The sequence below is a fragment of the Pseudomonas sp. S1_G07 genome, from assembly GCF_054668565.1.
The window spans coordinates 764,634-788,615 of sequence record NZ_CP162778.1 but is presented as its reverse complement, the minus strand read 5'-3'; the positions used below and the strand labels follow the sequence as shown (position 1 = coordinate 788,615).

27 protein-coding genes are annotated in these 23,982 nt (G+C 61.1%); 15 read left to right on the top strand and 12 right to left on the bottom strand.

The genetic code is table 11. From position 1 onward, the window contains the following. Positions 1 to 8: 8 nt before the first annotated feature. Genes dapF through lptM form a run of 3 tightly spaced genes read right to left on the bottom strand, consistent with a single transcriptional unit; the run spans position 9 to position 2,267 of the window. On the bottom strand, positions 9 to 839 hold the full coding sequence (dapF, locus tag AB4O05_RS03750; protein WP_460132918.1) for a diaminopimelate epimerase: 831 nt from the start codon (positions 837 to 839) through the stop codon (positions 9 to 11). A gap of 3 nt (positions 840 to 842) precedes the next feature. Then, the gene (lysA, locus tag AB4O05_RS03745; RefSeq protein WP_460132920.1) at positions 843 to 2,090 is read right to left on the bottom strand and encodes a diaminopimelate decarboxylase; all 1,248 of its coding nucleotides are present in this window, start codon (positions 2,088 to 2,090) and stop codon (positions 843 to 845) included. A 9-nt stretch (positions 2,091 to 2,099) separates the two neighbouring features. Further along, a complete protein-coding gene (gene lptM, locus AB4O05_RS03740; protein WP_017845169.1) occupies positions 2,100 to 2,267 on the bottom strand; it encodes an LPS translocon maturation chaperone LptM in 168 nt (55 codons plus the stop codon). Positions 2,268 to 2,505: 238 nt separating this feature from the next. On the opposite strand from lptM, the gene cyaY reads away from it, so the two are divergent. The 3 genes from cyaY to rnk all read left to right on the top strand — a co-directional run bounded on the left by cyaY (position 2,506) and on the right by rnk (position 3,601). Continuing rightward, on the top strand, positions 2,506 to 2,838 hold the full coding sequence (gene cyaY / locus AB4O05_RS03735; RefSeq protein ID WP_460132923.1) for an iron donor protein CyaY: 333 nt from the start codon (positions 2,506 to 2,508) through the stop codon (positions 2,836 to 2,838). Positions 2,839 to 2,840: 2 nt separating this feature from the next. After that, on the top strand, positions 2,841 to 3,059 hold the full coding sequence (locus AB4O05_RS03730) for a DUF1289 domain-containing protein (RefSeq protein ID WP_460132925.1): 219 nt from the start codon (positions 2,841 to 2,843) through the stop codon (positions 3,057 to 3,059). 131 nt (positions 3,060 to 3,190) lie between these two features. Next, positions 3,191 to 3,601 (top strand): nucleoside diphosphate kinase regulator, encoded by a 411-nt coding sequence (gene rnk / locus AB4O05_RS03725; RefSeq protein WP_460132927.1) that lies wholly within the window; start codon positions 3,191 to 3,193, stop codon positions 3,599 to 3,601. Here rnk and AB4O05_RS03720 read toward each other — a convergent pair. The 3 genes from AB4O05_RS03720 to AB4O05_RS03710 form a co-directional block, all read right to left on the bottom strand. Then, positions 3,598 to 6,438: a class I adenylate cyclase gene (locus AB4O05_RS03720; protein WP_460132930.1), complete on the bottom strand. Its 2,841-nt coding sequence runs from the start codon at positions 6,436 to 6,438 to the stop codon at positions 3,598 to 3,600. The genes rnk and AB4O05_RS03720 overlap by 4 nt on opposite strands. Positions 6,439 to 6,606: 168 nt before the next feature. Continuing rightward, on the bottom strand, positions 6,607 to 6,861 hold the full coding sequence (locus AB4O05_RS03715; protein ID WP_460132931.1) for a TIGR02647 family protein: 255 nt from the start codon (positions 6,859 to 6,861) through the stop codon (positions 6,607 to 6,609). 95 nt (positions 6,862 to 6,956) lie between these two features. Further along, entirely contained in the window at positions 6,957 to 7,247 is a 291-nt protein-coding gene (locus AB4O05_RS03710) for a hypothetical protein (protein ID WP_460132932.1), read from the bottom strand. Positions 7,248 to 7,372: 125 nt separating this feature from the next. Here AB4O05_RS03710 and AB4O05_RS03705 point away from each other — a divergent pair, with 125 nt between their 5' ends. Beyond that, positions 7,373 to 8,032 carry a glutathione S-transferase family protein gene (locus AB4O05_RS03705; RefSeq protein ID WP_460132933.1) on the top strand — a complete coding sequence of 220 codons (660 nt, stop codon included), beginning with the start codon at positions 7,373 to 7,375 and terminating at the stop codon, positions 8,030 to 8,032. A 99-nt stretch (positions 8,033 to 8,131) separates the two neighbouring features. Here AB4O05_RS03705 and argH read toward each other — a convergent pair whose 3' ends face one another. Then, entirely contained in the window at positions 8,132 to 9,526 is a 1,395-nt protein-coding gene (gene argH / locus AB4O05_RS03700; RefSeq protein ID WP_460132934.1) for an argininosuccinate lyase, read from the bottom strand. Between the two features lie 504 nt (positions 9,527 to 10,030). On the opposite strand from argH, the gene AB4O05_RS03695 reads away from it, so the two are divergent. The 7 genes from AB4O05_RS03695 to rsd all read left to right on the top strand — a co-directional run bounded on the left by AB4O05_RS03695 (position 10,031) and on the right by rsd (position 16,431). Then, the gene (locus AB4O05_RS03695) at positions 10,031 to 10,777 is read left to right on the top strand and encodes a LytR/AlgR family response regulator transcription factor (protein WP_460132937.1); all 747 of its coding nucleotides are present in this window, start codon (positions 10,031 to 10,033) and stop codon (positions 10,775 to 10,777) included. A 138-nt stretch (positions 10,778 to 10,915) separates the two neighbouring features. Continuing rightward, positions 10,916 to 11,857, top strand: coding sequence for a hydroxymethylbilane synthase (hemC, locus tag AB4O05_RS03690; protein ID WP_460132939.1), 942 nt, complete (start codon positions 10,916 to 10,918; stop codon positions 11,855 to 11,857). Next, a complete protein-coding gene (locus AB4O05_RS03685; protein ID WP_460132941.1) occupies positions 11,854 to 12,603 on the top strand; it encodes a uroporphyrinogen-III synthase in 750 nt (249 codons plus the stop codon). Before hemC ends, AB4O05_RS03685 begins: the two co-directional genes overlap by 4 nt. Positions 12,604 to 12,643: 40 nt before the next feature. Then, on the top strand, positions 12,644 to 13,756 hold the full coding sequence (locus tag AB4O05_RS03680; RefSeq protein WP_460132944.1) for a uroporphyrinogen-III C-methyltransferase: 1,113 nt from the start codon (positions 12,644 to 12,646) through the stop codon (positions 13,754 to 13,756). 5 nt (positions 13,757 to 13,761) lie between these two features. Next, positions 13,762 to 15,003 carry a heme biosynthesis HemY N-terminal domain-containing protein gene (locus AB4O05_RS03675; RefSeq protein WP_460132947.1) on the top strand — a complete coding sequence of 414 codons (1,242 nt, stop codon included), beginning with the start codon at positions 13,762 to 13,764 and terminating at the stop codon, positions 15,001 to 15,003. Between the two features lie 237 nt (positions 15,004 to 15,240). Then, entirely contained in the window at positions 15,241 to 15,762 is a 522-nt protein-coding gene (locus AB4O05_RS03670) for a disulfide bond formation protein B (protein ID WP_460132949.1), read from the top strand. 210 nt (positions 15,763 to 15,972) lie between these two features. After that, positions 15,973 to 16,431 carry a sigma D regulator gene (rsd, locus tag AB4O05_RS03665; protein WP_460132950.1) on the top strand — a complete coding sequence of 153 codons (459 nt, stop codon included), beginning with the start codon at positions 15,973 to 15,975 and terminating at the stop codon, positions 16,429 to 16,431. Positions 16,432 to 16,484: 53 nt separating this feature from the next. Here the strand turns inward: rsd and AB4O05_RS03660 are convergent, their stop codons facing one another. Then, positions 16,485 to 17,162: an FKBP-type peptidyl-prolyl cis-trans isomerase gene (locus tag AB4O05_RS03660; RefSeq protein ID WP_460132953.1), complete on the bottom strand. Its 678-nt coding sequence runs from the start codon at positions 17,160 to 17,162 to the stop codon at positions 16,485 to 16,487. Between the two features lie 192 nt (positions 17,163 to 17,354). On the opposite strand from AB4O05_RS03660, the gene AB4O05_RS03655 reads away from it, so the two are divergent. Beyond that, on the top strand, positions 17,355 to 18,437 hold the full coding sequence (locus AB4O05_RS03655) for an AlgP family protein (RefSeq protein ID WP_460132955.1): 1,083 nt from the start codon (positions 17,355 to 17,357) through the stop codon (positions 18,435 to 18,437). On the opposite strand, the gene AB4O05_RS03650 is transcribed toward AB4O05_RS03655, so the two are convergent. After that, positions 18,434 to 18,901 carry a TIGR02444 family protein gene (locus AB4O05_RS03650; RefSeq protein ID WP_460132956.1) on the bottom strand — a complete coding sequence of 156 codons (468 nt, stop codon included), beginning with the start codon at positions 18,899 to 18,901 and terminating at the stop codon, positions 18,434 to 18,436. The genes AB4O05_RS03655 and AB4O05_RS03650 overlap by 4 nt on opposite strands. A gap of 50 nt (positions 18,902 to 18,951) precedes the next feature. Here AB4O05_RS03650 and AB4O05_RS03645 point away from each other — a divergent pair, with 50 nt between their 5' ends. The 3 genes from AB4O05_RS03645 (at position 18,952) to AB4O05_RS03635 (ending at position 22,154) form a co-directional block, all read left to right on the top strand. Beyond that, positions 18,952 to 20,862 carry an ATP-binding cassette domain-containing protein gene (locus tag AB4O05_RS03645; RefSeq protein WP_460132959.1) on the top strand — a complete coding sequence of 637 codons (1,911 nt, stop codon included), beginning with the start codon at positions 18,952 to 18,954 and terminating at the stop codon, positions 20,860 to 20,862. Beyond that, positions 20,862 to 21,434 (top strand): mechanosensitive ion channel domain-containing protein, encoded by a 573-nt coding sequence (locus AB4O05_RS03640; protein ID WP_460132962.1) that lies wholly within the window; start codon positions 20,862 to 20,864, stop codon positions 21,432 to 21,434. The genes AB4O05_RS03645 and AB4O05_RS03640 overlap by 1 nt, the downstream gene beginning before the upstream one ends. 87 nt (positions 21,435 to 21,521) lie before the next feature. After that, positions 21,522 to 22,154, top strand: a complete 633-nt coding sequence (locus AB4O05_RS03635) for a LysE family transporter (protein WP_460132965.1) — start codon at positions 21,522 to 21,524, stop codon at positions 22,152 to 22,154. Positions 22,155 to 22,240: 86 nt separating this feature from the next. Here AB4O05_RS03635 and AB4O05_RS03630 read toward each other — a convergent pair whose 3' ends face one another. Genes AB4O05_RS03630 through AB4O05_RS03620 form a run of 3 tightly spaced genes read right to left on the bottom strand, consistent with a single transcriptional unit; the run spans position 22,241 to position 23,979 of the window. After that, on the bottom strand, positions 22,241 to 22,981 hold the full coding sequence (locus tag AB4O05_RS03630) for a penicillin-binding protein activator LpoB (protein ID WP_460132967.1): 741 nt from the start codon (positions 22,979 to 22,981) through the stop codon (positions 22,241 to 22,243). Positions 22,982 to 22,984: 3 nt separating this feature from the next. Then, positions 22,985 to 23,572: a penicillin-binding protein activator LpoB gene (gene lpoB / locus AB4O05_RS03625; protein WP_460132969.1), complete on the bottom strand. Its 588-nt coding sequence runs from the start codon at positions 23,570 to 23,572 to the stop codon at positions 22,985 to 22,987. 35 nt (positions 23,573 to 23,607) lie between these two features. Further along, positions 23,608 to 23,979 (bottom strand): YcfL family protein, encoded by a 372-nt coding sequence (locus tag AB4O05_RS03620; protein ID WP_460132972.1) that lies wholly within the window; start codon positions 23,977 to 23,979, stop codon positions 23,608 to 23,610. Positions 23,980 to 23,982: the final 3 nt, after the last annotated feature.

The window sequence follows — 23,982 nt, the reverse complement described above, 5'->3', positions numbered from 1 at the left end:
GGGCTCTCTCATAGACGGACCTGTCCTTCGTATACGCGCGAGGCCGGCCCGGTCATCATCACCGGGTGGCCCGGGCCTGCCCATTCGATGGACAAGCGTCCGCCGGGCAGGTCGATCAGCAGCGGCGAATCCATCCACCCCTGGCTGATCGCGGCCACGGCAGCGGCGCACGCACCGGTACCGCAGGCCTGGGTTTCGCCGGCGCCGCGTTCCCACACACGCAATTGCGCGCGGGAACGGTCGATCACCTGCAGGAAACCCACATTGACCCGCGCCGGAAAGCGCGGGTGATGTTCGATCTTCGGTCCCAGTTCATGCACGGGAGCGTTGTTAATGTCAGTGACCCGCAGCACGGCATGGGGGTTGCCCATGGACACGGCAGCGATGTCGACGGCCGTCCCATCCACGTCCAGCGCGTAATGGGTAGCCTGCTCGGTGGCCTGGAACGGGATATCCGCCGGCTCCAGGCGCGGCGCGCCCATGTTGACGCGGATCTGGCCGTCGCTGCGGATATCCAGCTCGATTACGCCGCTCTTGGTCTCGACGCGAATCTGCCGCTTGGCGGTCAGGCGCTTGTCCAGCACAAAGCGGGCGAAACAGCGCGCACCGTTGCCGCACTGTTCCACTTCGGAGCCGTCGGAGTTGAAGATCCGGTAACGGAAATCCACCTCCGGGTTGTTGGGGGCCTCGACGATCAGCAGCTGGTCGAAACCGATACCGGTATGCCGATCGCCCCATTGTTTAGCGTGTTTGGGCAGGATGTGCGCGTGCTGGCTGACCAGGTCGAGGACCATGAAATCATTGCCCAGCCCGTGCATCTTGGTAAAACGCAGCAGCATGGCTTACTCCGGCAGCAGGCTTTCGCCAGCATACAACTCGGCTACCGTCTCGCGGCGACGCACTTCAAACGCTTGATCACCGTCCACCAACACCTCGGCGGCACGTCCGCGGGTGTTGTAGTTGGAACTCATGACAAACCCATAGGCACCGGCCGAATGCACGGCCAGCAGATCGCCTTCTTCCAGGGCCAACTGACGATCCTTGGCCAGGAAGTCGCCGGTTTCACAGATCGGGCCGACGATGTCATAGGCGCGGGCAACGCTCGCACGAGGCGTCACGGCGGTGACATTCATCCAGGCCTGGTACAGCGCCGGTCGGATCAGGTCGTTCATCGCCGCGTCGACGATGGCGAAATCCTTGTGCTCGGTGTGCTTGAGGTACTCGACCTGGGTCAGCAGCACGCCGGCGTTGGCGACGATATAGCGGCCTGGCTCGAACATCAGCGTCAGGTCGCGGCCTTCGATGCGCTCGCGCACGGCCTGGATGTAGTCGCCGATCAGTGGCGGCTCTTCATCGCGATAACGTACGCCCACGCCACCACCGAGGTCGATGTGGTGCAGGTAGATGCCGCACTCGCCCAGGCGATCGATCAATGCCAGCAGGCGGTCGAGGGCGTCGAGGAACGGTGGCAGGCTGGTCAGTTGCGAACCGATATGGCAGTCGACACCCAGTACTTCCAGGTTCGGCAACTGGGCGGCGCGGATGTACACGTCCTCGGCGTCGGCAATGGCGATGCCGAACTTGTTCTCTTTGAGACCGGTGGAAATATACGGGTGGGTGCCGGCATCGACGTCCGGGTTGACGCGCAGGGAGATCGGCGCGCGAACGCCCATCTCGGCAGCGACGACTTGCAGGCGCTCCAGCTCGTCGGTGGATTCGACGTTGAAGCAATGCACACCGACTTCCAGGGCACGGCGCATGTCTTCGCGGCTCTTGCCGACGCCGGAGAACACGATTTTGTCAGCCTGGCCGCCGGCGGCCAACACACGCTCCAGCTCGCCACGGGACACGATGTCGAAACCGGCGCCAAGACGCGCCAGGACATTGAGTACACCCAGGTTGGAGTTGGCCTTGACCGCGTAGCACACCAGGTGCGGTACGCCGTCCAGTGATTCGGTGAACGAGCGGTATTGCGCTTCGATGTGCGCTCGCGAGTACACATAGGTCGGGGTGCCAAAGCGCTCGGCAATCGCGGACAGCGCCACGCCTTCCGCGAACAGCTCGCCGTCCCGGTAGTTAAAAGCGTCCATGATGTTCCCTTAGTAGGTGTCGTGCTTGTGCGCTTTTGCCGGTTTTTGCGACGACTGCGCCTGTTCATTCGGGTCTTTGCTGTCATCGGGAAGATACAGCGGGCCCTTTTGACCACAGGCACTGACGAGGCAAGCGACCGCGACGAGCGCAGCAAGGGAAGAGATCAGGCGCTTCATGGCGAAATCCTTGAATATGCATTAATTGCGCCCGAGTATACCGACCACCCGCCAGCTTGCCTATGCGCCGGAATACCCGTCCGGCGGGGGTTTGCCGAGATACTCGGGAAGCGGACTACGCTGGCAGGGGATATTTCATACCGCCATCTGTGATGAAATCGGTATCCTTTGCAATCGGCGAAGCTCGCCCGTATCGTGCGGCGCTTGAGCAAAACCAGACACTTTTGAGGTTGCCACAATGAGTTTGACCGAAGCCCGTTTTCACGACCTGGTGGATGCGACCCAGCAGGCGCTGGAAGATATTTTCGACGAGAGTGACCTGGATATCGATCTGGAAAGCTCCGCCGGTGTGCTGACCGTCAAGTTCGAAAACGGCACTCAATTGATCTTCAGCCGCCAGGAACCGTTGCGTCAGCTCTGGCTGGCGGCGCGTTCCGGCGGTATCCACTTCGATTACGACGAAGAAAGCGACAAATGGCAGTGCGACAAGAGCGAAGAGTTGTTGGGTGAAATGCTCACGCGTCTGGTCCAGCAACAAGCCGGCGTCGAGCTGGATTTCGACGAGATCTGATCGTGAGCGAGCCTGCCCCCGTCCGCCCGCCCAAGCCGCTGTTCAGCAATGTCAGCCCGGCGGTGCCGTCTCCTTGTATCAGTTTGTGTCGCCTGGATGAGCAAAAAGTCTGCCGTGGCTGTTTTCGTCATGTCGAAGACATCCGCGAATGGCGGTCCGCCGACGATGCCCGGCGCCGGGTGATCTGTGCCGAGGCTGAGCAGCGCAGGGCCAGCGCCTGAGGCTGTCTTGTTTATTTGTGACGCTGTGGTAGTGTCCGGGTACGCCTCAACTCATCGAGGCCCGTGAGAACCCCGCCTTTTCCTGGCGGGGTTTTGCTTTTTTGTGCAGAAAAAAGGAGTCTGCCTGAATCATGACCGCACCTTCCATCATCCTCACCCGCCTTGATGTGCAGCGCCTCGAGCAACTGATCGACCGCATGGACGAGACGCAGCCGGGCGTTATTGCGCTGCAAGCCGAACTCGACCGCGCCGAAGACGTGGTCGGTCACGATGAAGTGCCTGCAACTGTCGTGACCATGAACTCCAGCGTGCATTGCCGCGAACAAGGCAGCGGCAAGGACTACCACCTGACCCTGGTCTACCCGAAAGACGCAAACGCCGATGAAGGCAAGATCTCGATCCTGGCCCCGGTAGGCAGCGCCTTGCTCGGCCTGCAAGTGGGCCAGCACATCGACTGGCCGGCGCCGGGCGGCAAGACGCTCAAGCTGGAATTGCTCAGCGTTGAAGGCCAGCCTAAAGACGGCGGCCCCTTCCCTCTCTAAATTTGGCTCAGCGCCTGGTTGAGCGACAGCTCCAGCTCGGCCTTGTAGCGCAGGTACAGGTTGCTCGGGCTTTGCACGTCTCCGAGCAGGCCCGACAGGTCGAGGTCGGTGATGTAGCAGCGGTAGCGCTCGGTCTCCTGGCGTTGCCCGACGATTTCCTTGGCGACCACCGTAAACAGCTGGTCGCCAAACTCCAGTTCGGAAAACTCCCGCTGATTGCAGTACAGGGTAATGCCCACCTGGCCCTGCGCGGCCTTGACGATTATCGCCTGCACGTCATAGAACGCTTTGTCCGCCGGGCTCAGCGGAGCGGGCCGAGGTTCTATGCCGCGTGCACGGCTGCTGCCTGACGGCAACAGTTGGTAGTACAGGATTTGCACCGCGCCCAGCGGTTGTTGCGGGTCCAGCGGCGAGAGCGCGTCCCGGCGGTAGATGATCGACTGCAGGAAGCGCTGCAACGGCGCCAGCAGGCTCTGTTCATCGTGGAACGGCAGGCGTTGCTGCCATAGCGCGTTGAATTCATCCAGTACATACAGCTCGGCGAAGTGCTCGTTGACCCGGTAGAACACCTGTACGCAATCGGCCATGCCCATGGGCAGCAACAGCGCCAGGTCATGATCTTCCAGGGCCATGGCGTCCAGGTGCAGCGGGCTGTAACTGGCCAGTTCTTCGCTGAGATAAGCGATCAACGCCTCCTGGGTCGCCAGTGACACATGGGTGGCCTGGCCAGGTATCAACTCCATTACGTGATAGTGCTGTTGCACTTGCAGCAGGTAGCGGTGGTTGGACTGGCCGAGCAGCAGGTGCTGCGCGGTGTCGAAAATTTCTTCTACACGCCGGGCAATGAACTGCGCGCGGTTGTGACAGAAACAGCGCACCCGCAGCCGTGGCAGGTGGTCCGGCGGCAGTTGGTTGAGGTAGTCGCGCAGGCAGTCGAGCAGTGCGTGGGGGCCGTCGTAGCGGTTGACCATCACCTCGTTCCAACTATTGAGCGTGACTTGGTCCAGGGTCAGCACCAGGTTGTCGCGTACGCCGGCGTAACTCAGGGAGTCGGTGCGCTCTGTGGTCATCAGGATGTTCAGGTCGCGGTGATGCTTGAGCGGATCGATGCCGACGTTGATCACCAGCAGCACCTCCTCGGGCACCGCCGCACGCAGCAGGCGTTGTTCATCGACGCTGGCCAGGGGCAGGGCGATGGACTGTTGCAGGCTGCCCAGCAGGTTGAACAGCTCGAATTCGCTCATGTCGCTGCTGCCGGGGTGCAGGGCCAGGCGGGTGCTGCTGTCGATCACGCCGTTGCGGTGGCACCAGGTGAGCATTTCCAGCAGGTCGCGGCTGCGCTTGATCGGCGCAAAGTGTTCCCATTCCAAGGCCGTCAGGTTGCCGTTGTACAAGCCCCAATGGTGCTGGCCCGGCTCCTTGCGGTTGGGCGATTGCACCAGGGTCAGGGTGTCTTCGGCCAAGTCCGGGGCGATGCCAGGGTTGATGAACTCGACTTTCCCGGCCTTGCGTTCGAAGGCCGCATACAGGCGTCGACCCAGCACGTTGAGGTCGCGCTTGTTGATCAGGCTGACGGTCTGTTCGGTACGGGCAAATTGGGTCAGGAAGCGATAGCTGTAGTTCAGCTCACTGACCAGAGCGCGGCGCTCGGAGGCGACCTGACGCACTTTCCACTGGCTGCGACTGTCCAGCAGGGCCAGTTGGTGCGTGTCCCAGCCCCATTCGTGGCTCAGGCGCTCCAGCAACGAATGTTGCCAGCTGGAGGTGCGCTGCCCGACGCTGAGCTTGCGGTTGACCTTCAGGTACAAGGCGCGGCGTACCAGCTCCAGGCGCTCCGGCTCGTTGCGCGCCTTTAGGTATTCCTCGATACGGCGGTACACCACGATGTACGGATCCAGCTCATCCAGGTCCATCTGGTTGGCGAACACCGCGCGTTTGAAGCGCAGGCTCAGGCAATGCACGTTCGGGTGTTCGCTGGCGTAGACCTCGGTCAGCAACAGCTTGAGTACCGACTTGTAGGGCGACTCGATGCCCTTGAACAATTGCCACAGCCCGGCGCCAATGAATTCGCCGGGGGGAATGTGGGCCAGGTGGCCGAAGTCCAGGGTTTCATCGGCGCGGATAAACCGCTTGGACATCAGCGTGTGGGCAAATTCGGCGTAGCGGGTTTCTTCGTACACCGGCACCAGCCACCAGAGTGGCGTGCGCCCGGCCAGCCAGATCGCGGTGCGGTAGAACTCGTCCAGCAACAGGTAGTGCTGGGTGGTACCACAGTCATCGGAGCTCAGTTGCGTATCGCGCTCACCCAACACAAAACGCGTCGGCTCGATCAGGAAGAAGTGTGCCTCGGCGCCCATGCTCAGGGCCCAGGCCTCCAGCAACTGGCATTTTTTGCGCAACTCGGCCAGTTCGTTGTCGCTCAGGTCGGGTGCGTGGCACACCCACACGTCCATATCGCTCTGGTCCGCCTGCGCCAGGGTGCCGAGGCTGCCCATCAGGAACAGGCCGTGGATCGGCCTGGGCTGGTTGCCGGGGCGCGGTTTATAAGAGAACGAGCGCGTCAGGCGTTGGGCTTCGGCCAGGGCCTGGGTATCGGGTTCGAAGTTCGACAGCCCGGCAGGCGTGCCGCCCGACACATAGCCCGGCAGCAGTGGATGATTGACGTGAAAGAACAACGGCAGCAGTGTCAGCACGCTCTGCTGGCGCGGCGTGAGCCCCTCGATGGCACGGGCCAGACGGCCTTCATTAAGGGTCATGAACCGCGCGCGCAACTGAGCCAGCACCTTGCGGTCGATGCCTTCGTCCAGGTCGGGGCGGATTTCATGGGTGCGGGTCATGTCGAACTCGGTGGCTCGCAGGGCCCGACGTGGGCGGCCGTGTAGGAGTTTACAGCCACTCGCGTAGGAGGTTTAGAGGGAACTGAGTTTTGATGTCAGAATTTTCGCACTTGCACCGCAACGCCCTCGGAATCCGCAGGGCGCGGACTCCATGGGCGGTATCAGGTGTCAGGCGGCTTCTTTGGTGCTGGCGGTAGTAAGAATGGTCAGCAGGGTTTGAGCCTGCTCTGCAGCGTCCCGGCCAAGGCTGGTCAGGTAGCCTCCGTCCGGCTGGTCGATAAGCCCTTTTGCATGGAGGCGCTTGGCAGCAGCGATGGCGGAGGGCGCAGCGGTCTGGTGGACTTTCAGACCTTCCTGGGAGCTGCCCAGGTTGAAGAGTGCAAGGATTTCCAGTTCGGCAACCAACTCAGGGGTATACGACATAAGGACTCCAGACGTTCTAAAATTTATTAGAGACTAGCAGGCCATAAGGTGAACGCACTTTGCCGAACTGTCCAGCGTGTTACTGCTTGCCGGGACTATTCCTTTTCAGGCGGCAGCTCAGGCAGTGCTCGCAGTGCTTTTTCATACCATTCGGTATTGAATGCACGGTTTTCGTCCAGCATGGCGTCGATTTCGAAAGCCAGCACGTGAGCCATCAGGTTCAGGATCTCTTCGCGCTCGTAGCCCACCAACTTCAGCTTGTTGAAAGTGGCCTTGGCGGCAGGCGGGTTGTCGCTCTCGATCTGGTTTTCGATCGTTTTGATCAGGGTGTTTTTGGTGAATTCTTCGTCGTCGTCGTCGTCGTCGATGTCGGTCGGCTCGCTCATGGCAGGCTCCTCAAGAAAAGGGCGCCAGTCTACCGCTATTCAGGCAGGTGATGCTGCTGGTCAGGTCGGGCCATTGGCACTATAACTCTTGCGGCCAACCCCGCACACGGCCTGGAGGCTTTGCGATGCTCAAGCTTTACGGATTTTCGGTCAGCAACTATTACAACATGGTGAAACTGGCGTTGCTGGAGAAAGGGCTGCCGTTCGAAGAGATGCCGTTTTATCCCGGCCAAACCCCAGAGGCACTGAAAGTAAGCCCCAGGGGCAAGGTGCCGGTGTTGGGCGTCAAGCAGGGCTTTATCAACGAAACCAGTGTGATCCTCGAATACATCGAGCAAACCCAGGAAGGACCAGCGCTGCTTCCGGCCGACCCGTTCCAGCGTGCCCAGGTGCTGGCGCTGTGCCGGGAAATCGAGCTGTACATCGAACTGCCCGCGCGTGCATGTTTCGCCGAAGCATTTTTTGGCATGCAGGTGCCGGAGGCGATCAAGGAGAAGTCTAAGGCGGAGTTGTTGCTGGGGATCAGTTCTCTGGGCAGACACGGCACATTCGCACCCTTTGTGGCGGGAGAGAGCTTCACGATTGCGGATCTGTATTTCTTGTACAGCCTGGATCTGGCCCGTGGCGTGGGCGAGAAGCTGTTTGGGCTGGATCTACTGGCTGAGTTGCCGAAGGCGAAGGCGTTGCTGGAACGGCTGCACGAGATGCCCAATGCCAAGAAAGTGGCGGCGGATCGGGAGGCGGCGATGCCGGCGTTTATGGCGATGATTGCGGCAAAAAAATAGATTTTTGGCGTCTGTGGGGACGCTATCGTGGGCAAGCCCACTCCCACATTTTGATGTGTGAACCTCTCAAATGTGGGAGCTGGCCTGCCAGCGAAGTTCTTAGCGGCTGGCGAGCAGGGCCTGGCCGCGCGCGACAGCTGCCTTCACCTGCGCCGGCGCAGTGCCGCCTACATGGTTACGGGCATTCACCGAGCCCTCCAGGGTCAGTACGGCAAATACATCCTGCTCGATCTGGTCGCTGAACTGGCGCAGTTCTTCCAGGCTCATTTCCGCCAGGTCCTTGCCGGTGTCTACGCCGTATTTCACGGCATGGCCGACGATTTCGTGGCAGTCACGGAACGGCAGGCCACGGCGTACCAGGTAGTCCGCCAGGTCTGTTGCGGTGGAGAAACCGCGCAAGGCCGCTTCGCGCATGATGGTGTGCTTGGGCTTGATCGCCGGGATCATGTCGGCAAAGGCGCGCAGCGAGTCGCGCAAGGTGTCGGCGGCGTCGAACAGCGGTTCCTTGTCTTCCTGATTGTCCTTGTTGTAGGCCAGTGGTTGGCCTTTCATCAGGGTCAGCAGGCCCATCAGTGCACCGAATACGCGGCCGCTCTTGCCCCGCACCAGCTCGGGCACATCGGGATTTTTCTTTTGCGGCATGATCGAGCTGCCGGTGCAGAAGCGGTCCGGCAGGTCGATAAACTGGAACTGCGCGCTGGTCCACAGCACCAGCTCTTCGGAGAAGCGCGACAGGTGCATCATCGCGATGCTGGCGGCGGCGCAGAATTCGATGGCGAAGTCGCGGTCGGACACGCCGTCCAGGGAGTTGCCGCCCACGGCGTCAAAACCCAGCAACTGTGCGGTGTACTCGCGGTCGATCGGGTAGGTGGTGCCGGCCAGCGCGGCGCTGCCCAACGGCATGCGGTTGGCGCGCTTGCGGCAATCCACCAGGCGCTCGTAGTCGCGGCTGAGCATCTCGAACCAGGCCAGCAGGTGGTGGCCGAAGGTTACGGGTTGTGCGGTCTGCAGGTGAGTGAAGCCGGGCATGATGGTGTCCGATTCACGCTCGGCCTGCTCCAGCAGACCTTTTTGCAGGCGGGTGATTTCGGACAGGATCAAGTCGATTTCGTCGCGCAGCCACAGGCGGATATCGGTCGCCACCTGGTCATTACGGCTACGGCCGGTGTGCAGTTTCTTGCCGGTCACACTGATACGGTCGGTGAGGCGGGCCTCGATATTCATGTGCACGTCTTCCAGGTCGACGCGCCAGTCGAACGTACCGGCTTCGATTTCACTGCGAATGGTGGTCAGGCCGTCGATGATGCTGTCGCGCTCGGCGTCGGTCAGCACGCCAACCTTGGCCAGCATCGTGGCGTGGGCGATGGAACCCATGATGTCGTGGCGGTACAGGCGCTGGTCGAAGGTGACGGAGGCGGTGAAGCGGGCGACGAAGGCGTCGACGGGTTCACTGAAGCGGCCGCCCCAGGACTGGTTGGTCTTGTCGGTGCTCATGGATTCGCTCGTGGTCTGCTTATTAAGGAGGCATGGAAGTGTGCCGGCGATAATAACAGGGTTGCCCGCGCAGGCGGTGTTGTGGGTCGTCGGCATTTTTATTTGTGCAAAGGATGGCTAAGTGCCTTGCCGCCGATCGCGTCCGAGAAGAGACTGGAGGCAGATGCTTATTGATACGATATTTGACGATTGAGCAATGTCGTCTTGGCGAGCGTCTACAGTTGGACTGATAGTGTGTGAATGCACCAAAGTCGGGTAATGCGGTCATAGCCCAGACTATCCATTTAAAAGGGGGGTATTCGGATTGTGTATCAGCAAACCCTATGACGCTGCGCGAAGGCAGCGGGTCTTGGGCGCTATTGAACAGGTCCGGGTAAATATGGGTGCCGCTCTTGGGGCACTTTTTGCCGCTCGCGCTAGTCTTAGCGTGGATCGCTGTGACGCAAGTCACCGCACCTGTCTACGCTATCCTTGTGCGAGACTCACGCAGGAATCCAGCGCAATATGAATGTCCTGATCGTTGATGACGAACCCCAAGCCCGCGAGCGACTGAACCGTCTGGTCAGTGAGCTTGAGGGTTATACAGTCCTTGAACCGAGCGCCACCAACGGCGAGGAGGCATTGACGTTGATCGACAGCCTCAAGCCCGATGTCGTGCTGCTCGATATCCGCATGTCGGGTCTTGATGGCCTGCAAGTCGCCGCCCGCTTGAGTGAGCGCGAATCTCCTCCCGCGGTGGTGTTGTGCGCCGGCCAGGAAGAATTTGCCGCGCAGACGCTGGAAGCCAGTGGCGTGAGCTTCGTGGTCAAGCCTGCGACTGCCGATGCGTTGCTCAGAGCTTTGAAAAAGGCCGAGCGGCCCAACCGGGCACAGCTTGCCGCGTTGACCCAGCCGGCCGCCCAAAGTGGCAACGGGCCTCGCAGCCATATCAGCGCTCGCACACGCAAAGGCATCGAACTGATCCCCTTGAATCAGGTGGTCTATTTTATTGCCGACCACAAATACGTGACCCTGCGTCATGAGGCCGGCGAAGTGTTGCTCGATGAGCCACTCAAGGCCCTTGAGGACGAGTTCGGCGACCGCTTCGTGCGTATCCATCGCAACGCACTGGTGGCCCGCGAGCGCATCGAACGCCTGCAACGCACGCCGCTGGGGCACTTTCAGTTGTTCCTCAAAGGGCTTAACGGCGATGCCTTGATCGTCAGTCGCCGGCATGTCGCTGGCGTGCGCAAGATGATGCAGCAGCTTTAGCCCGAGGGCTTTGGCGAGGCCTGCAGTCCTTATCCCGGTGCGACGCGGCCAGGGAGGCCCCGTACTTGCTGATTCAAATCAAAGCGTATTTACCTGAGCTGTTATTATCTGCCGTATCTATTCAGTACGGATTGATCCATGTCCTCTCGCGAAATCCGCATCGCCACTCGTAAAAGCGCCCTGGCCTTGTGGCAGGCCGAATACGTCAAAGCACGTCTTGAACAGGCCCACCCCGGCCTCAAGGTGTCCCTGGTGCCCATGGTCAGTCGCGGCGACAAGCTGCTCGACTCGCCGCTCTCGAAAATTGGCGGCAAGGGCCTGTTCGTCAAGGAACTGGAAACCGCCTTGCTGGAAAACGAAGCTGACATCGCCGTGCACTCGATGAAAGACGTGCCCATGGACTTCCCAGAAGGCCTGGGTCTGTTTTGTATCTGCGAGCGCGAAGACCCGCGCGATGCCTTTGTTTCCAACACGTATGCCGCCTTGGACGAGTTGCCCCTGGGCAGCATCGTCGGCACCTCCAGCCTGCGCCGTCAGGCTCAGTTGTTGACGCGTCGCCCGGACCTGCAGATCCGCTTCCTGCGCGGCAACGTCAACACCCGCCTGGCCAAGCTGGATGCCGGTGAGTATGACGCGATCATCCTCGCCGCCGCCGGCTTGATCCGTCTGGGCTTCGAAGACCGTATCACCTCAGCCATCAGCGTCGAAGACAGCTTGCCTGCTGGAGGGCAGGGTGCCGTCGGCATCGAATGTCGCACCGCCGACAATGAAATTCACGCCCTGCTCAAGCCGCTTGATCACCACGACACCGACGTGCGGGTCACTGCCGAGCGTGCCCTGAACAAACACCTTAACGGCGGCTGCCAGGTGCCGATTGCCTGCTACGCCGTGCTTGAAGGCGAAACCCTCTGGTTGCGCGGCCTGGTCGGTGATCCGGATGGCGGAACGCTGCTGACCGCCGAAGTACGTGGCCCGCAGCGCGACGCCACTGCCTTGGGCATCCAGGTGGCCGAGGCGTTGCTGGACAAGGGCGCTGGCGCCATTCTGCAAAAGGTCTATGGCGAGGCCGGCCCGCAGTGACCGATTGGCGAGTGCTGCTGACGCGGCCCGCCGAGGAGTCGGCGGCTCTGGCGGCGACGTTGTCCGACGCTGGCATCTTCAGCAGCAGCTTGCCCTTGCTGGAGATCGAGCCCTTGCCTGTCAGCCCTGAACAGCGGGCGATCTTTGTTGACTTGAGCCGTTATTGCGCGGTGATCGTGGTCAGCAAGCCGGCCGCGCGGCTTGCCTTGCAACAGCTGGATCATGCCTGGCCACAGTTGCAGTGGTTCAGCGTCGGTGCCGCCACCGCGCAGGTACTGGCGGGTCACGGCCTTAATGTCCACTCTCCAACGACCGGCGACGACAGCGAGGCCTTGCTTCAACTGCCGGCGTTGCGCGAGGCTATCGCACGCCCCGATGCCCGGGTGTTGATCCTGCGCGGCGAGGGCGGCCGGGAGCTGCTGGCTGAGCGTTTGCGCGAGAGAGGTGCTAGTGTCGAGTACCTGGAGTTGTACCGCCGTTTCCTTCCGGCCTACGACGCTGGGGTACTGATGCAACGTATCCAGTTGGAACGCTTGAACGGCCTGGTGGTCAGCAGTGGGCAGGGTTTTTTGCACCTGCAGTCCCTGGCCGGCCCCGATTGGCCACAGGTGGCGCAGCTGCCGTTGTTCGTGCCCAGCCCGCGAGTCTATGAGATGGCGCGGGCCGCTGGCGCAGAAAAAGTTGTGGATTGTCGCGGCGCGAGTGCCGCGGCTTTGTTAGCGGCGTTGGGCAGCGTTGCCCTATGAGGCTCCCGACCCCACTCTCTGATACGCAAAGGACGGATACGTGAGCGAAACAGCCTTGCCCAAAGAAGAAACCCAACCCGCACTTGATGCGCCGGTTGAGTCACCGGTCACCGCGCCGCGCCGTGGCAATGGCCTGGCAGTTGTCGCCCTGCTGCTGGGGGCCGCCGGTGTTGCCGCTGGCGGTTGGGGGATCTGGCAGGTCCGCGCCCTGCAAGCCAGCAGCCAGCAACAGCTGGGCCAGGTGCAGGCCCTGGACGACCAATCCCAGTCCCTCAAGCAAAGCCAGCAACAGCTGGCCACGCGTCTGGCCCAGTTGCCGGGTGCGGACGAGCTGGAGGAGCGCCGCCGGCTGGTCGCCCAATTGCAGGGTGATCAGCAGCGCTTGAACCAGCGTCTGGAAACCGTTTTGGGTGCAAGCCGCAAGGACTGGCGCCTGGCCGAGGCCGAGCATCTGATTCGCCTGGCGAGCTTGCGCTTGTCCGCCCTGCAGGACATCAACAGCGCCCAGGCGTTGGTTCAGGGGGCCGATGAAATCCTGCGTGAACAGAGCGATCCCGGCTCCTTCGCCGCCCGCGAGCAATTGGCCAAGAGCCTGGCCGCGTTGCGCAGCACCGAACAGCCGGACCGCACCGGGCTGTACCTGCAGTTGGCCGCCCTGCGGGATCAGGTCGTGCAACTGGCGGCCATTGCCCCCGAATACCAACTGACCGAGCCCGCGTCCGAGGGGCGCCCGACCACCGATACGGACAGCCGCTGGAGTCAATGGTGGGAGCAGATTTCCCGTTATTTCCGGATCGACTTCAACCCCGATGACAACATCCGCCCGCTGCTGGCCGGCCAAGGCCTGAACCAGGTACGCCTGGCCCTCAGCCTGGCCCTGGAGCAGGCTCAGTGGGCGGCGCTCAATGGCGAGTCGGCGGTGTACAGCCGCTCCCTGGGCGAAGCGCGCAGCGTACTGCAGGACAACTTCAACCAGGACAATCCGCAAAGCAAGGCGATGCTGGCGCGTATCGCCGAGCTTGAACCCAAGGCCGTCTCGGTGGTGACGCCGGACCTGGCCGCGAGCCTGGCCGCAGTACAGGCCTATCTTGAACGTCGTCATCTGTCTGCCGACGAAGCCAAGGCGGCGAGTATGCCGGCGACCCAGGAGTAGAGCCGATGAAGCGTTTCTATGTGATCCTGGTGCTGGCGATTGCGATTGCCCTCGCGCTGGCTGTTGGCATTTCGAAACACGCCGGCTATGTGCTGATTACCTACCCTCATGTACTGCACTATGAGTCGAGCCTGTGGGCAACCCTGGTGGCGGTGTTTGTCATCGGCCTGGCGATCTACCTGCTGCGCGTGCTGCTGAGCCTGGTCAGCACGTCCGGTGGCGTGGTCAACCCGTGGTCGCGGCGCAATCGCAGTCGCCGCGTGCAGATCGCTATCGAGCAGGGCCAGATGGACCTTGCAGAAGGGCGCTGGGCCAGTGCCGAACGCCATCTGCACCGTGCCGCCGAGGCTGAACGCCAGCCATTGTTGTACTACCTTGGCGCCGCCCGGGCAGCGAATGAGCTGGGGCGCTATGAAGAGTCGGATGGTTTGCTGGAGCGCGCTCTGGAGCGTCAGCCCCAGGCCGAGCTGGCAGTCGCCCTGAGCCATGCACAACTGCAACTGGACCGTGGCGATAGCGAAGGCGCGCTGACCACCTTGCAGGCCATGCACGAGCGTCATCCCCATAACGCTCAGGTGCTGCGCCAGTTGCAACGTCTGCACCAGCAGCGGGGTGACTGGTCGTCGGTGATCCGCCTGCTGCCGGAACTGCGTAAGGACAAAGTGCTGCCCGCCAGTGAGTTGGCCGAACTTGAGCGTCGCGCCTGGGGTGAAAACCTGAGCCTGGCGGCCCAGCGTGAAGAGCAGGGTGAAGCGGGCTTGCAATCCCTTGAGCGGGCCTGGCAGCAACTCACTTCGGCCCAGCGCCAGGAGCCGCAGTTGGTGCTTGCCTATGCCGAGCAACTGCGCCAGTTGGGTGCCGATGCCAAGGCCGAGGAGGCGTTGCGTGTCGCCATCAAGCGCAAGTACGACAGCCACCTGATCCGCCTCTACGGCCTGTTGCGTGGCAGTGACCCGGCGCGGCAATTGAAGTTTGCCGAAGGTTGGCTCAAGGACCACTCGGGCGATGCCAGCCTGCTGCTGACGTTGGGGCGTCTGTGCCTGCAAAACAGCCTGTGGGGCAAAGCGCGTGACTATCTGGAAAGCAGCCTGAACGTGCAGCGCAATCCCGAGGCCTGTGCCGAATTGGCACGGCTGTTGGCCCAACTGGGCGATACCGAACGCAGCAATCAGTTATTCCAGGAAGGTCTGGGGCTGTTGGATAGCCGCTTGCTGGCGTCTCCGCTGCCAGTTCCTGCCCGGGTTTGAGGTAGGAAAGGGGGCTAGGGTTGGCTCGGATGCGTCTGACAGCCAGCCCTTCAATCACTGGTATGCAGGGGGGCTATGAGGTTTCGCAGCAAACTCCTACGTTCAACTGGCTTAGGTCTTTCGGCCTCTGACGGGATGTCCCTACGTTCTCACGGAATTGTCTGCTCTGGTGCGTATTGAAAGGGGTCAGGCCTTTCCTCTACCGTAACGACCTATCTTTTGCGGTGCGGATAAAGCATGTCTTTGGCCCCTTCACGCTCCTTGTTTTTCCTTGCATTCATAGCGGGTGCGCTGACGTTGGGTGCGTCCTTTTATCTTGAATTCGGCGCATCGTTGCGCCCTTGTTTCCTGTGCCAGATGCAGCGGGTCTTCCTGGCTGCCTTCACGTTGGTCAACCTGGTGGCCGCCATTCATGGCCCCAAGCGCTCCGCCGTCTACTTGTATGGGGGGGCAAGCATGGTCTGTGCGTTGCTGGGTGCCCTCACCGCCGTGCGCCAGGTGCTGCTACAAAATGCCGCGCCGGACCAGGCCGCCGATTGCTGGCCCAGCGTGAGCCATATGCTCGATAACCTGTCGTTTTGGCAGACATTGCAGTTGGCCGTCGAAGGCACTCTCGACTGCGTCGAAATCAACTGGACGCTGTTTGACTTGAGTCTTCCCGAGTGGAGCCTGTTGTTCTTCCTGGCGATGTTGGCGCTCGGTGTCATGCAGTTTTCACGGCTGTTTTTGAGCCAGCGTTTGCGCCCGGCAAGGCATTGAACGCAAGTCTTGGTTTGTAGGACGGGATTAAACGCTTGTATGAACTTTCTCTCCTGCGTACCTTGAAGCCATAGTGATGCGGGCATAATCTGGCCCACATGCGTTATTGAAACCGTTTGTCAGAGTCGGCTCTGCCCCGCAGCTGCTTTATCCTTGAAGTGTTGCGCGGGTATCAGGCGGCAGCGCCCCTAATAGGGAAGAGAGAACATCATGTTGGAACGTTGCAAGAATGCTCGGGAACGCTGGGGTGGGGTGCACACGCTGATCGACAAATGGTTGGACGAACGTCGCAGATTGGTTCTGGCTTTTGATGAGCTGGGCGCCGAGCCGGAAGTGCTGGCTGAGAAGCGTGAGCTGCTGCAGGATTTCTGCGTTGTATTGGTCGATTACGTGTCTGCGGGCCATTTGAGTATTTACAGCCAACTCACCAAGGAAGCGGAAGCCTTCAACGACAAGCGTGGTCTGGAGTTGGCCGAGACCATTTACCCGCGCATCGATGTGATCACAGAGAAATTGCTGGCTTTCAATGACCTTTGCGATCAAGGAAAGTGTGTGGCTGAAAAATTCAAGGAGCTCGGCGGTCTGCTTCATGAGCGTTTCGAGTGGGAAGACTGCCTGATCGAAGTGCTGCACAACGCGCACAGGGAAGAGCCGGCTATCCAGGCCTGATCCTCGATGGCGGTAAAAAAAACGGTGCGCATAACGCACCGTTTTTTATTGGGTCAATGGCGAGTGCCGAGCAATTCGATCTCGAACACCAGTGGCGTATAAGGCGGGATCAACTCGCCGGCACCATCGGCGCCATAAGCCTGTGCCGAGGGAATCACCAGGCGCCATTTTGCGCCGACTGGCATCTGTTGCAAGGCGCTGCTCCAGCCGCTGATGACACTGTCCAGGCGAAACCACTGGGGCTGCGTGCTCTGGTCGAACACCGTGCCATCGGGCAGTCGCCCTACGTACTTCACTTGAACCTGGTCATTCACGCCCGGCTTGTTGCCGCTGCCAGGCGCAAGTTCTGTGAGCAGGACGCCATTCGCCAACTCACGCACACCGGTTGCCGATTTTTCCTTGGTTAAAAATTGCTGTTCGGCGGCCAGCGCCTTTTCGCTTTGAGGTGCCTGCGCATCGGCTTCATTTTGCGCTTCATGCTGGGCAAGAATCTGTTCGATGCGGGCGTTATCCAGCGCCAGGGGTTTGCCTTGATAGGCGTGCTTGAGACCGTCGACCAGGGCCTGGATCTGCAGATCCGGGACTTCCTGGCGCAGCCGTTCGCCGAGGCTCGCGCCCAGGCTGTAAGCGAGGTCGTGCTGATCTTGAACCGCAGTGTTGGACGGCGATTGTTCGCTTGCATTGGCCACGGAAATCGCCAGGCCAAGTACCAGAAAAAAGTAACGCGACATGGGGTTTCTCCCGCCGAAAGTGCGACGGATTATGCCAGTGTGGATACGCAAAAAGGGCGGCGTATTTTCGTTATATCGATAAGAATTTTCGAAGGGTGCAACGCAAGTCAAACGATACTGTCAACATGGCCTAGCGGCGGTAAGAGCAGAGGGCTAGTATGAGCCGCACCCACGTCAGCCAGGAGGTAAACCATGTCGGCCAAACAGAAGCCTGTAAATACCCCGTTGCACTTACTCCAACAACTGTCGGGCAGCCTGCTCGAACATCTGGAAAGCGCTTGCTCCCAAGCCTTGGCCGATGCAGAAAAGCTGCTCGCCAAGCTGGAAAAACAACGCGGTAAAGCCCAAGAAAAACTGCACAAGTCCCGCACCAAACTGCAAGACGCCGCCACCGCAGGCAAGGCCAAGGCACAAGCCAAAGCCAAGGACGCTGTCAAAGAACTTGAGGACCTGCTGGACGCTCTCAAGGAACGCCAAGCTGAAACTCGCACCTACATTTCCCAGCTCAAAAAAGACGCTCAAGAAAGCCTGAAACTGGCCCAGGGCGTTGGCCGTGTGAAAGAAGCCGTAGCGAAAGTGCTGGGTGCGCGTACCCCTGCAAAAGCTGTTGCGGTGAGCGCTGCGAAAAAGCCAGCTGCTGCCAGGCCAACAGCTAAAACGGCTGCTGCAAAGCCAGCGACTAAAACCGCTGCCGCAAAACCAGCCGCCAAGCCAGCTGCTAAAACCGCTGCCGCAAAACCAGCCGCAAAGCCAGTTGCTAAAACCGCTGCCGCAAAACCAGCCGCCAAGCCAGTTGCTAAAACTGCTGCCGCAAAACCAGCTGCCAAGCCAGTTGCTAAAACTGCTGCCGCAAAACCAGCTGCCAAGCCAGTTGCTAAAACTGCTGCCGCAAAACCAGCCGCCAAGCCAGCGGCTAAAACCGCTGCTGCAAAACCAGCCGCCAAGCCAGCTGCTAAGACCGCTGCTGCAAAACCAGCCGCCAAGCCAGCTGCTAAGACCGCTGCTGCAAAACCAGCCGCCAAGCCAGCTGCTAAGACCGCTGCTGCAAAACCAGCCGCCAAACCAGTTGCTAAAACCGCTGCCGCAAAACCAGCCGCGAAGCCAGTTGCAAAACCCGCCACCAAACCTGCTGCTGCCAAACCAGCTGTCGTCAAACCAGCACCGGCCAAGCCAGTGAGCCCGGCTGCCCCGGCAGCCACCACCGCTCCAACCGCACCGGCCAGCAGCACGACTGCTCCGGTAGCGCCAAGCACCACTCCAACCAGCGCTTCCTAAGTGCTGGTGACCACGACGCGCAGCTGCCGCAGCGCGTCGTGGTCAAGGTTGGCGGTATCCTCAGCCGCCAAACCTTCCAGCCATCGTGGTTGATCCGCCCTGTCACCTGGCGGCCATGCCCGCGCCAGCGCTTCAAGTCGCATCAACAATTGCCGTTCGGCATCCAGCTCCAGGGTTTTGACCCTTTCACGTAATGCCGCCAATGGCTCATCCTGCTGCGCCAGGCCGCGCCATTGCAGGCGCACTTGTCGTAACGGTTCGATCACCCGCGCCTGCCAAGGTCCGGCGATTTGCTGGAGTGCCTGGATGCGCTCGGCAGTCATTACCACCTGCCGTTGTTCCAGCCATGCTCCACAAAGCAGCAGGCACACATTCGCGCCTTGTTCCTGCAAGCGCAGGCACATGGCTTCGACGCCTGGGCGGGCGTAGGTCGAGAGGGCAAAGCTCCATAGGTCAGCGCACATATTCACACCCAAGCCAGCGGGCAACGAAGCTGGTAGACTCCGCCGCCATTATGATCCGACTTCAAAGCCTAACATTACAGCGTGGCCCGCAGCGTCTTCTCGAAGACGCCGAGCTGACCCTGCACGCCGGTCACAAAGCCGGCCTGATCGGTGCCAACGGCGCCGGCAAATCCACGTTGTTTGCCCTGCTGCTGGGTGAGCTGACCCCGGATTCCGGGGATTGCCTGCTGCCGGCCGACTGGCGCATCGCCCATATGCGCCAGGAGATCGACACCCTGGACCGCATTGCGATCGACTATGTGCTCGATGGCGACCTGCGCCTGCGCCAGGTGCAACACGCCCTGGCCGAGGCCGAGAAAGCCCAGGATGGCGCCGCCCAGGCCCGCCTGCACTCGGAACTGGACAGCGCCGATGGCTACACCGCCGACGCCCGTGCCCGCAAGATGCTTGCCGGCCTTGGTTTTACCAACGAACAGATGGATCGCCCGGTCGCCGACTTCTCCGGCGGCTGGCGCATGCGCCTGAACCTGGCCCAGGCGCTGATGTGCCCTTCGGACCTGTTGCTGCTCGACGAACCGACCAACCACTTGGACCTCGATGCGATCCTGTGGCTGGAGGATTTCCTCAAGAGCTACCAGGGCACTTTGCTGCTGATTTCCCACGACCGAGACTTCCTCGACGCCGTGGTCGACAACATTGCCCACGTCGAACAGAAGAAAATCACCCTCTACCGTGGCGGCTACACCGCGTTTGAGCGTGCGCGTGCCGAGCGTCTGGCCCAGCAGCAACAGGCCTACGAGAAGCAGCAGGCGCAGCGCGCGCACATGGAAAGCTACATCGCCCGGTTCAAGGCCCAGGCCACCAAGGCCCGCCAGGCCCAGAGCCGGATCAAGGCGTTGGAGCGCATGGAAGAGCTGTCGGCGGCTCATGTCGATTCGCCGTTCGACTTCGTGTTCCGCGAGTCAGTGAAGATCTCCAGCCCGTTGTTGGACCTCTCGGAGGCTCGCCTGGGTTATGGCGACAAGACCATCCTGGAAAAGGTCAAGTTGCAGCTCACGCCGGGTGCGCGGATCGGTTTGCTTGGCCCTAATGGTGCGGGCAAGTCGACGCTGATCAAGAACCTCTCGGGTGAGTTGCAGCCCCTGGCCGGCCGCCTGACCCGTGGCGAGAACCTGGTGGTGGGCTATTTCGCCCAGCATCAGTTGGACTCCCTTGACGCCAAGGCCAGCCCGTTGCTGCACCTGCAACGCCTGGCGCCAACCGAGCGTGAGCAAACCCTGCGCGACTTCCTCGGCGGTTTCGACTTCCGTGGTGCGCGTATCGACGAGCCGGTGCTGAATTTCTCCGGCGGCGAAAAAGCCCGCCTGGCCCTGGCGCTCATTGCCTGGGACCGGCCCAACCTGCTGTTGCTCGACGAACCCACCAACCACCTGGACCTGGAAATGCGCCTGGCGTTGACCATGGCCCTGCAGGAGTTCAGCGGTGCGGTACTGGTGGTGTCTCACGATCGCCACTTGCTCAAAAGCACCACCGACAACTTCCTGCTGGTGGCCGATGGCAAAGTCGAAGAGTTCGACGGCGACCTGGATGACTACGCGCGCTGGCTGACGGATTACCGTCTGCGCAATGCGCCGGTGAGCAATACCCCGGTAAACCCGGACAAGACCGACAAGAAAGCCCAACGCCAGGCCGCCGCCGCGTTGCGCCAGCAGTTGGCGCCGCACAAGCGCGAAGCCGACAAGCTGGAAGCCGAGCTGGGCAAGGTGCACGAGCGCCTGGCCAGGATCGAAGTCAGCCTGGGCGATAGCGCCGTGTACGAAGCGGCGCGCAAGGACGAACTGCGCGACCTGCTCGCCGAACAGGCCAAGCTCAAGGTGCGCGAAGGGCAACTGGAGGAAACCTGGATGGAAGCGCTCGAATTGCTCGAAACCCTGCAAGCGGAGCTGGAGGCGCTGTCCTGATGGATGCGTTGCAGTTGCCGCTCCCGGCGCAATGGATTGAACCTGTATGGATCGGCGTGCAAATCCTGCTGATCCTGCTGGCCGGTTACCTTGCCCAGCGTTTTGTCGCCAAAGGCCTGACCCGCCTGGGTGAGCGCTACCCGTTCCCGCCGCAGCTGCTGATGCCACTGCGTGGCGGCCTGCGCTGGCTGATCATGGGCAGTGCGCTGATTTTTGTGCTGGGTCGCCTGGGCGTATCCGCCACAGTGTTGTGGACGGCGCTGTCGGGGTTTGTCGCGGTGGCGGCGGTGGCGTTTTTCGCCATGTGGTCGGTGCTGTCCAACCTGCTGTGCGCGATCCTGATCTTTACCGTCGGGCCGTTTCGTCTCGGCGATATCGTCGAACTGGTGGATACCGTCGACAAACCGGGCGTGAAAGGCCGTGTCGTGGCGATCAACCTGCTCTACACCACGCTGATCGAAGTGGAAGAGGCCGGCACCGACAGCGCCATCGTGCAGGTGCCTAACAGCCTGTTCTTCCAGCGCTCGGTGCGACGTTGGCCCGGCACCCATGTGTTCCCGGGCGATCGCTAGCATTCACATCTTGTAAAAATCTATAGCCAGCCTTTGGTCGGCGGAGTTAGCTTAAGGCATAACGCTGACTCTCTCCCGAGGTGTGCAATGGCACTCGATACGTGGCTGGCCTTTTTCCTGGCCAGTTGGATCATCTCTCTTTCCCCAGGCGCCGGTGCCATCGCTTCGATGTCCAGCGGCCTGCAATACGGTTTCCTGCGCGGCTACTGGAACGCCATCGGCCTGCAAGTGGGCCTGGCGATGCAGATTGCCGTGGTGGCCTGCGGGCTGGGTGCCATCCTGGCAGCGTCTTCTACGGCGTTCTATGCGATCAAGTGGTTTGGTGTGGCGTATCTGGTGTACCTGGCCATCAAGCAATGGCGCGCCCTGCCCATGGACATGACCGATGACGCGACCCCACGCCCTGTCGGCAAGCCGATGGCGATGATGTTCCGAGGTTTCCTGGTCAATGCCAGTAACCCCAAGGCCCTGGTGTTCATGCTCGCGGTGTTGCCACAGTTCGTTAACCCGCAGGCGCCGCTGCTGATCCAGTACCTGATCCTCGGCGCGACCATGATCAGCGTCGATATGATCGTGATGGCGGGGTATACCGGGTTGGCGTCGAAGGTGCTGCGTCTGTTGCGTACGCCTAAGCAGCAAAAACGCATGAACCGCACGTTTGCCGGGTTGTTCGTGGGGGCTGCGGGTTTCCTCGCCAGCTTGCATCGCGCCACGGCGTGAACCGCGATTGAGCTGAAAAAGCCGAACTAAACATGTGGGAGCGGGCTTGCTCCCACAAGGTTTTGTGTTGGCTTTGAAGTCAGGGCTCAGCGCAAGATCTTCGGCGCTTCATCCCGTGGCAGGTTATTGCGCACTGCCGGCTGGCCAGGGTCTTGGTACCCACCGCCCAGTTGTTCCGCCAACTGCCTTGCCACATCCTCACCCAACGCTTTCGACACTTCTTTCACCACCCGTGGGCGATTGAGGCTCACGCGCACATCGCGGCTGCTCACCAACTTGGTGTCCTGGCCCTCGCCCATGGCGGTGAACGCCGAGGTGATCTCAAAGGTGCGCGTATTGATCAGGCTGAAATCCGCCACCAGGGTCAGGCCCAACACCGCCGAGTAGCTGTTGGTGTGGTCCAGGGCGTTGATGTCCTGGGTGAAGTCGATGTCGGACAGGGTGCCGAACAGCACGTAGTCCGCGCCCTTGAAGTTGCCGGCCTTGATGCGTTTGATCACGTCGTAGACATCAGCCTTGGCGTCGGCGGTGTACGGCGTGCCCTGCACCAGTTGAAACTGGCGGGACTTGAGGATCTCGCCCTTGATGTCGCCGCTGAACTTACGCAGCTCGGTCTGCTCGATGTAGCTGGTACGGCTTTCGTACTCGCTGTAGTTCGAGGCGCCGCTGGCGTGGTAGCCGCTTGCCTGGAAGTTGTTGCTGGCCGAGACCTGGTGGATGTACTCCTCGACCCGCGCCTCGTAGGCCAGGTCGGTCACCGCGATCTTCGGCGCGGCCGAGGCGCCAAAGGCGCACAGCAGGCCGATCATGCCAATCCATGCACGCATTGTTCAGCGCTCCGTAGTCTTGCGGATTTCTTTTTCGTCCATCCACTCGGCCAGGCCGCTCTCGACATCGATCAGCTGCAGGCTGAACTTGTAGAACACGTCCTTGTAGTCCGAGCTGCGCTTGACGATGGAACTGATCGAACCTTCCAGGCGGTACTTGGCCGCGACCATGTTGCCGGTCTTGCTCACGGTGGATTTCTTGTACAGACCGCTTTGATTCTGCAGCTTGAGCTGGTCGACTTGGCTCTGCATGTCGGTGTTGTCGCTGGCGAAGCGCGCGGTGCCGGTTTTCATCAGTTGGGTCTTGATCGACGTGGTGATCTCGCGGGTGTCGATGTACTCGCTGGTCTTGTTCTTCACGTCATACACCTGCACCACCGGGCGGCCCTGCAGGATGCCGGACTGTGCCAGGGAGCGGGTCATGCTTTCGGCGATCATCTGCAGGTCGGTGGAACCGAACTCGTTGGTCACCGTTTCCACGGCCTTGGTGTCGCCGTAGCTGATGTTCTTGCTGCCCAGTACGGGTGAAGTATTGGTGCAACCGCTGGCCAGGACGGCAACCACGGCGAGAATCGAAAAGCGTGCAAACATGGGGACATCTCTCTGGAGCATAAGAAGGGGACGGCTCAAGGGGTTTTGACTTCAAGACGGAAGTCCGCTGCCTGCGGCAAGTTGGCGATGGCCGGCAGGAAGGTTGCCTGGTTGGCATACAGGTTCAGTACTTTCCAGGTGTCTTCCTCGCCCACCGGGAAGCCGTCGGCCCCCAGCCAGGCGAAGCGGTAATACATGGTCTGGTTGCTGCTGGTGACGTTGCTCAACTGCACCTTGGCGGTGAGGAAGCCGTTCTCGCGTGCAACGCGAATAGCACCGACGGCGATACCCTTGAACTTGCCCATCACCACGATCTTGCTGGCGGCGCTGCCAGGTTCCGGTGGCGGCGGGGTGGCGCAGCCGGCAAGCAGGACCAGCGCCAGGGCGCCGAGGATGAAATGACGCATAGC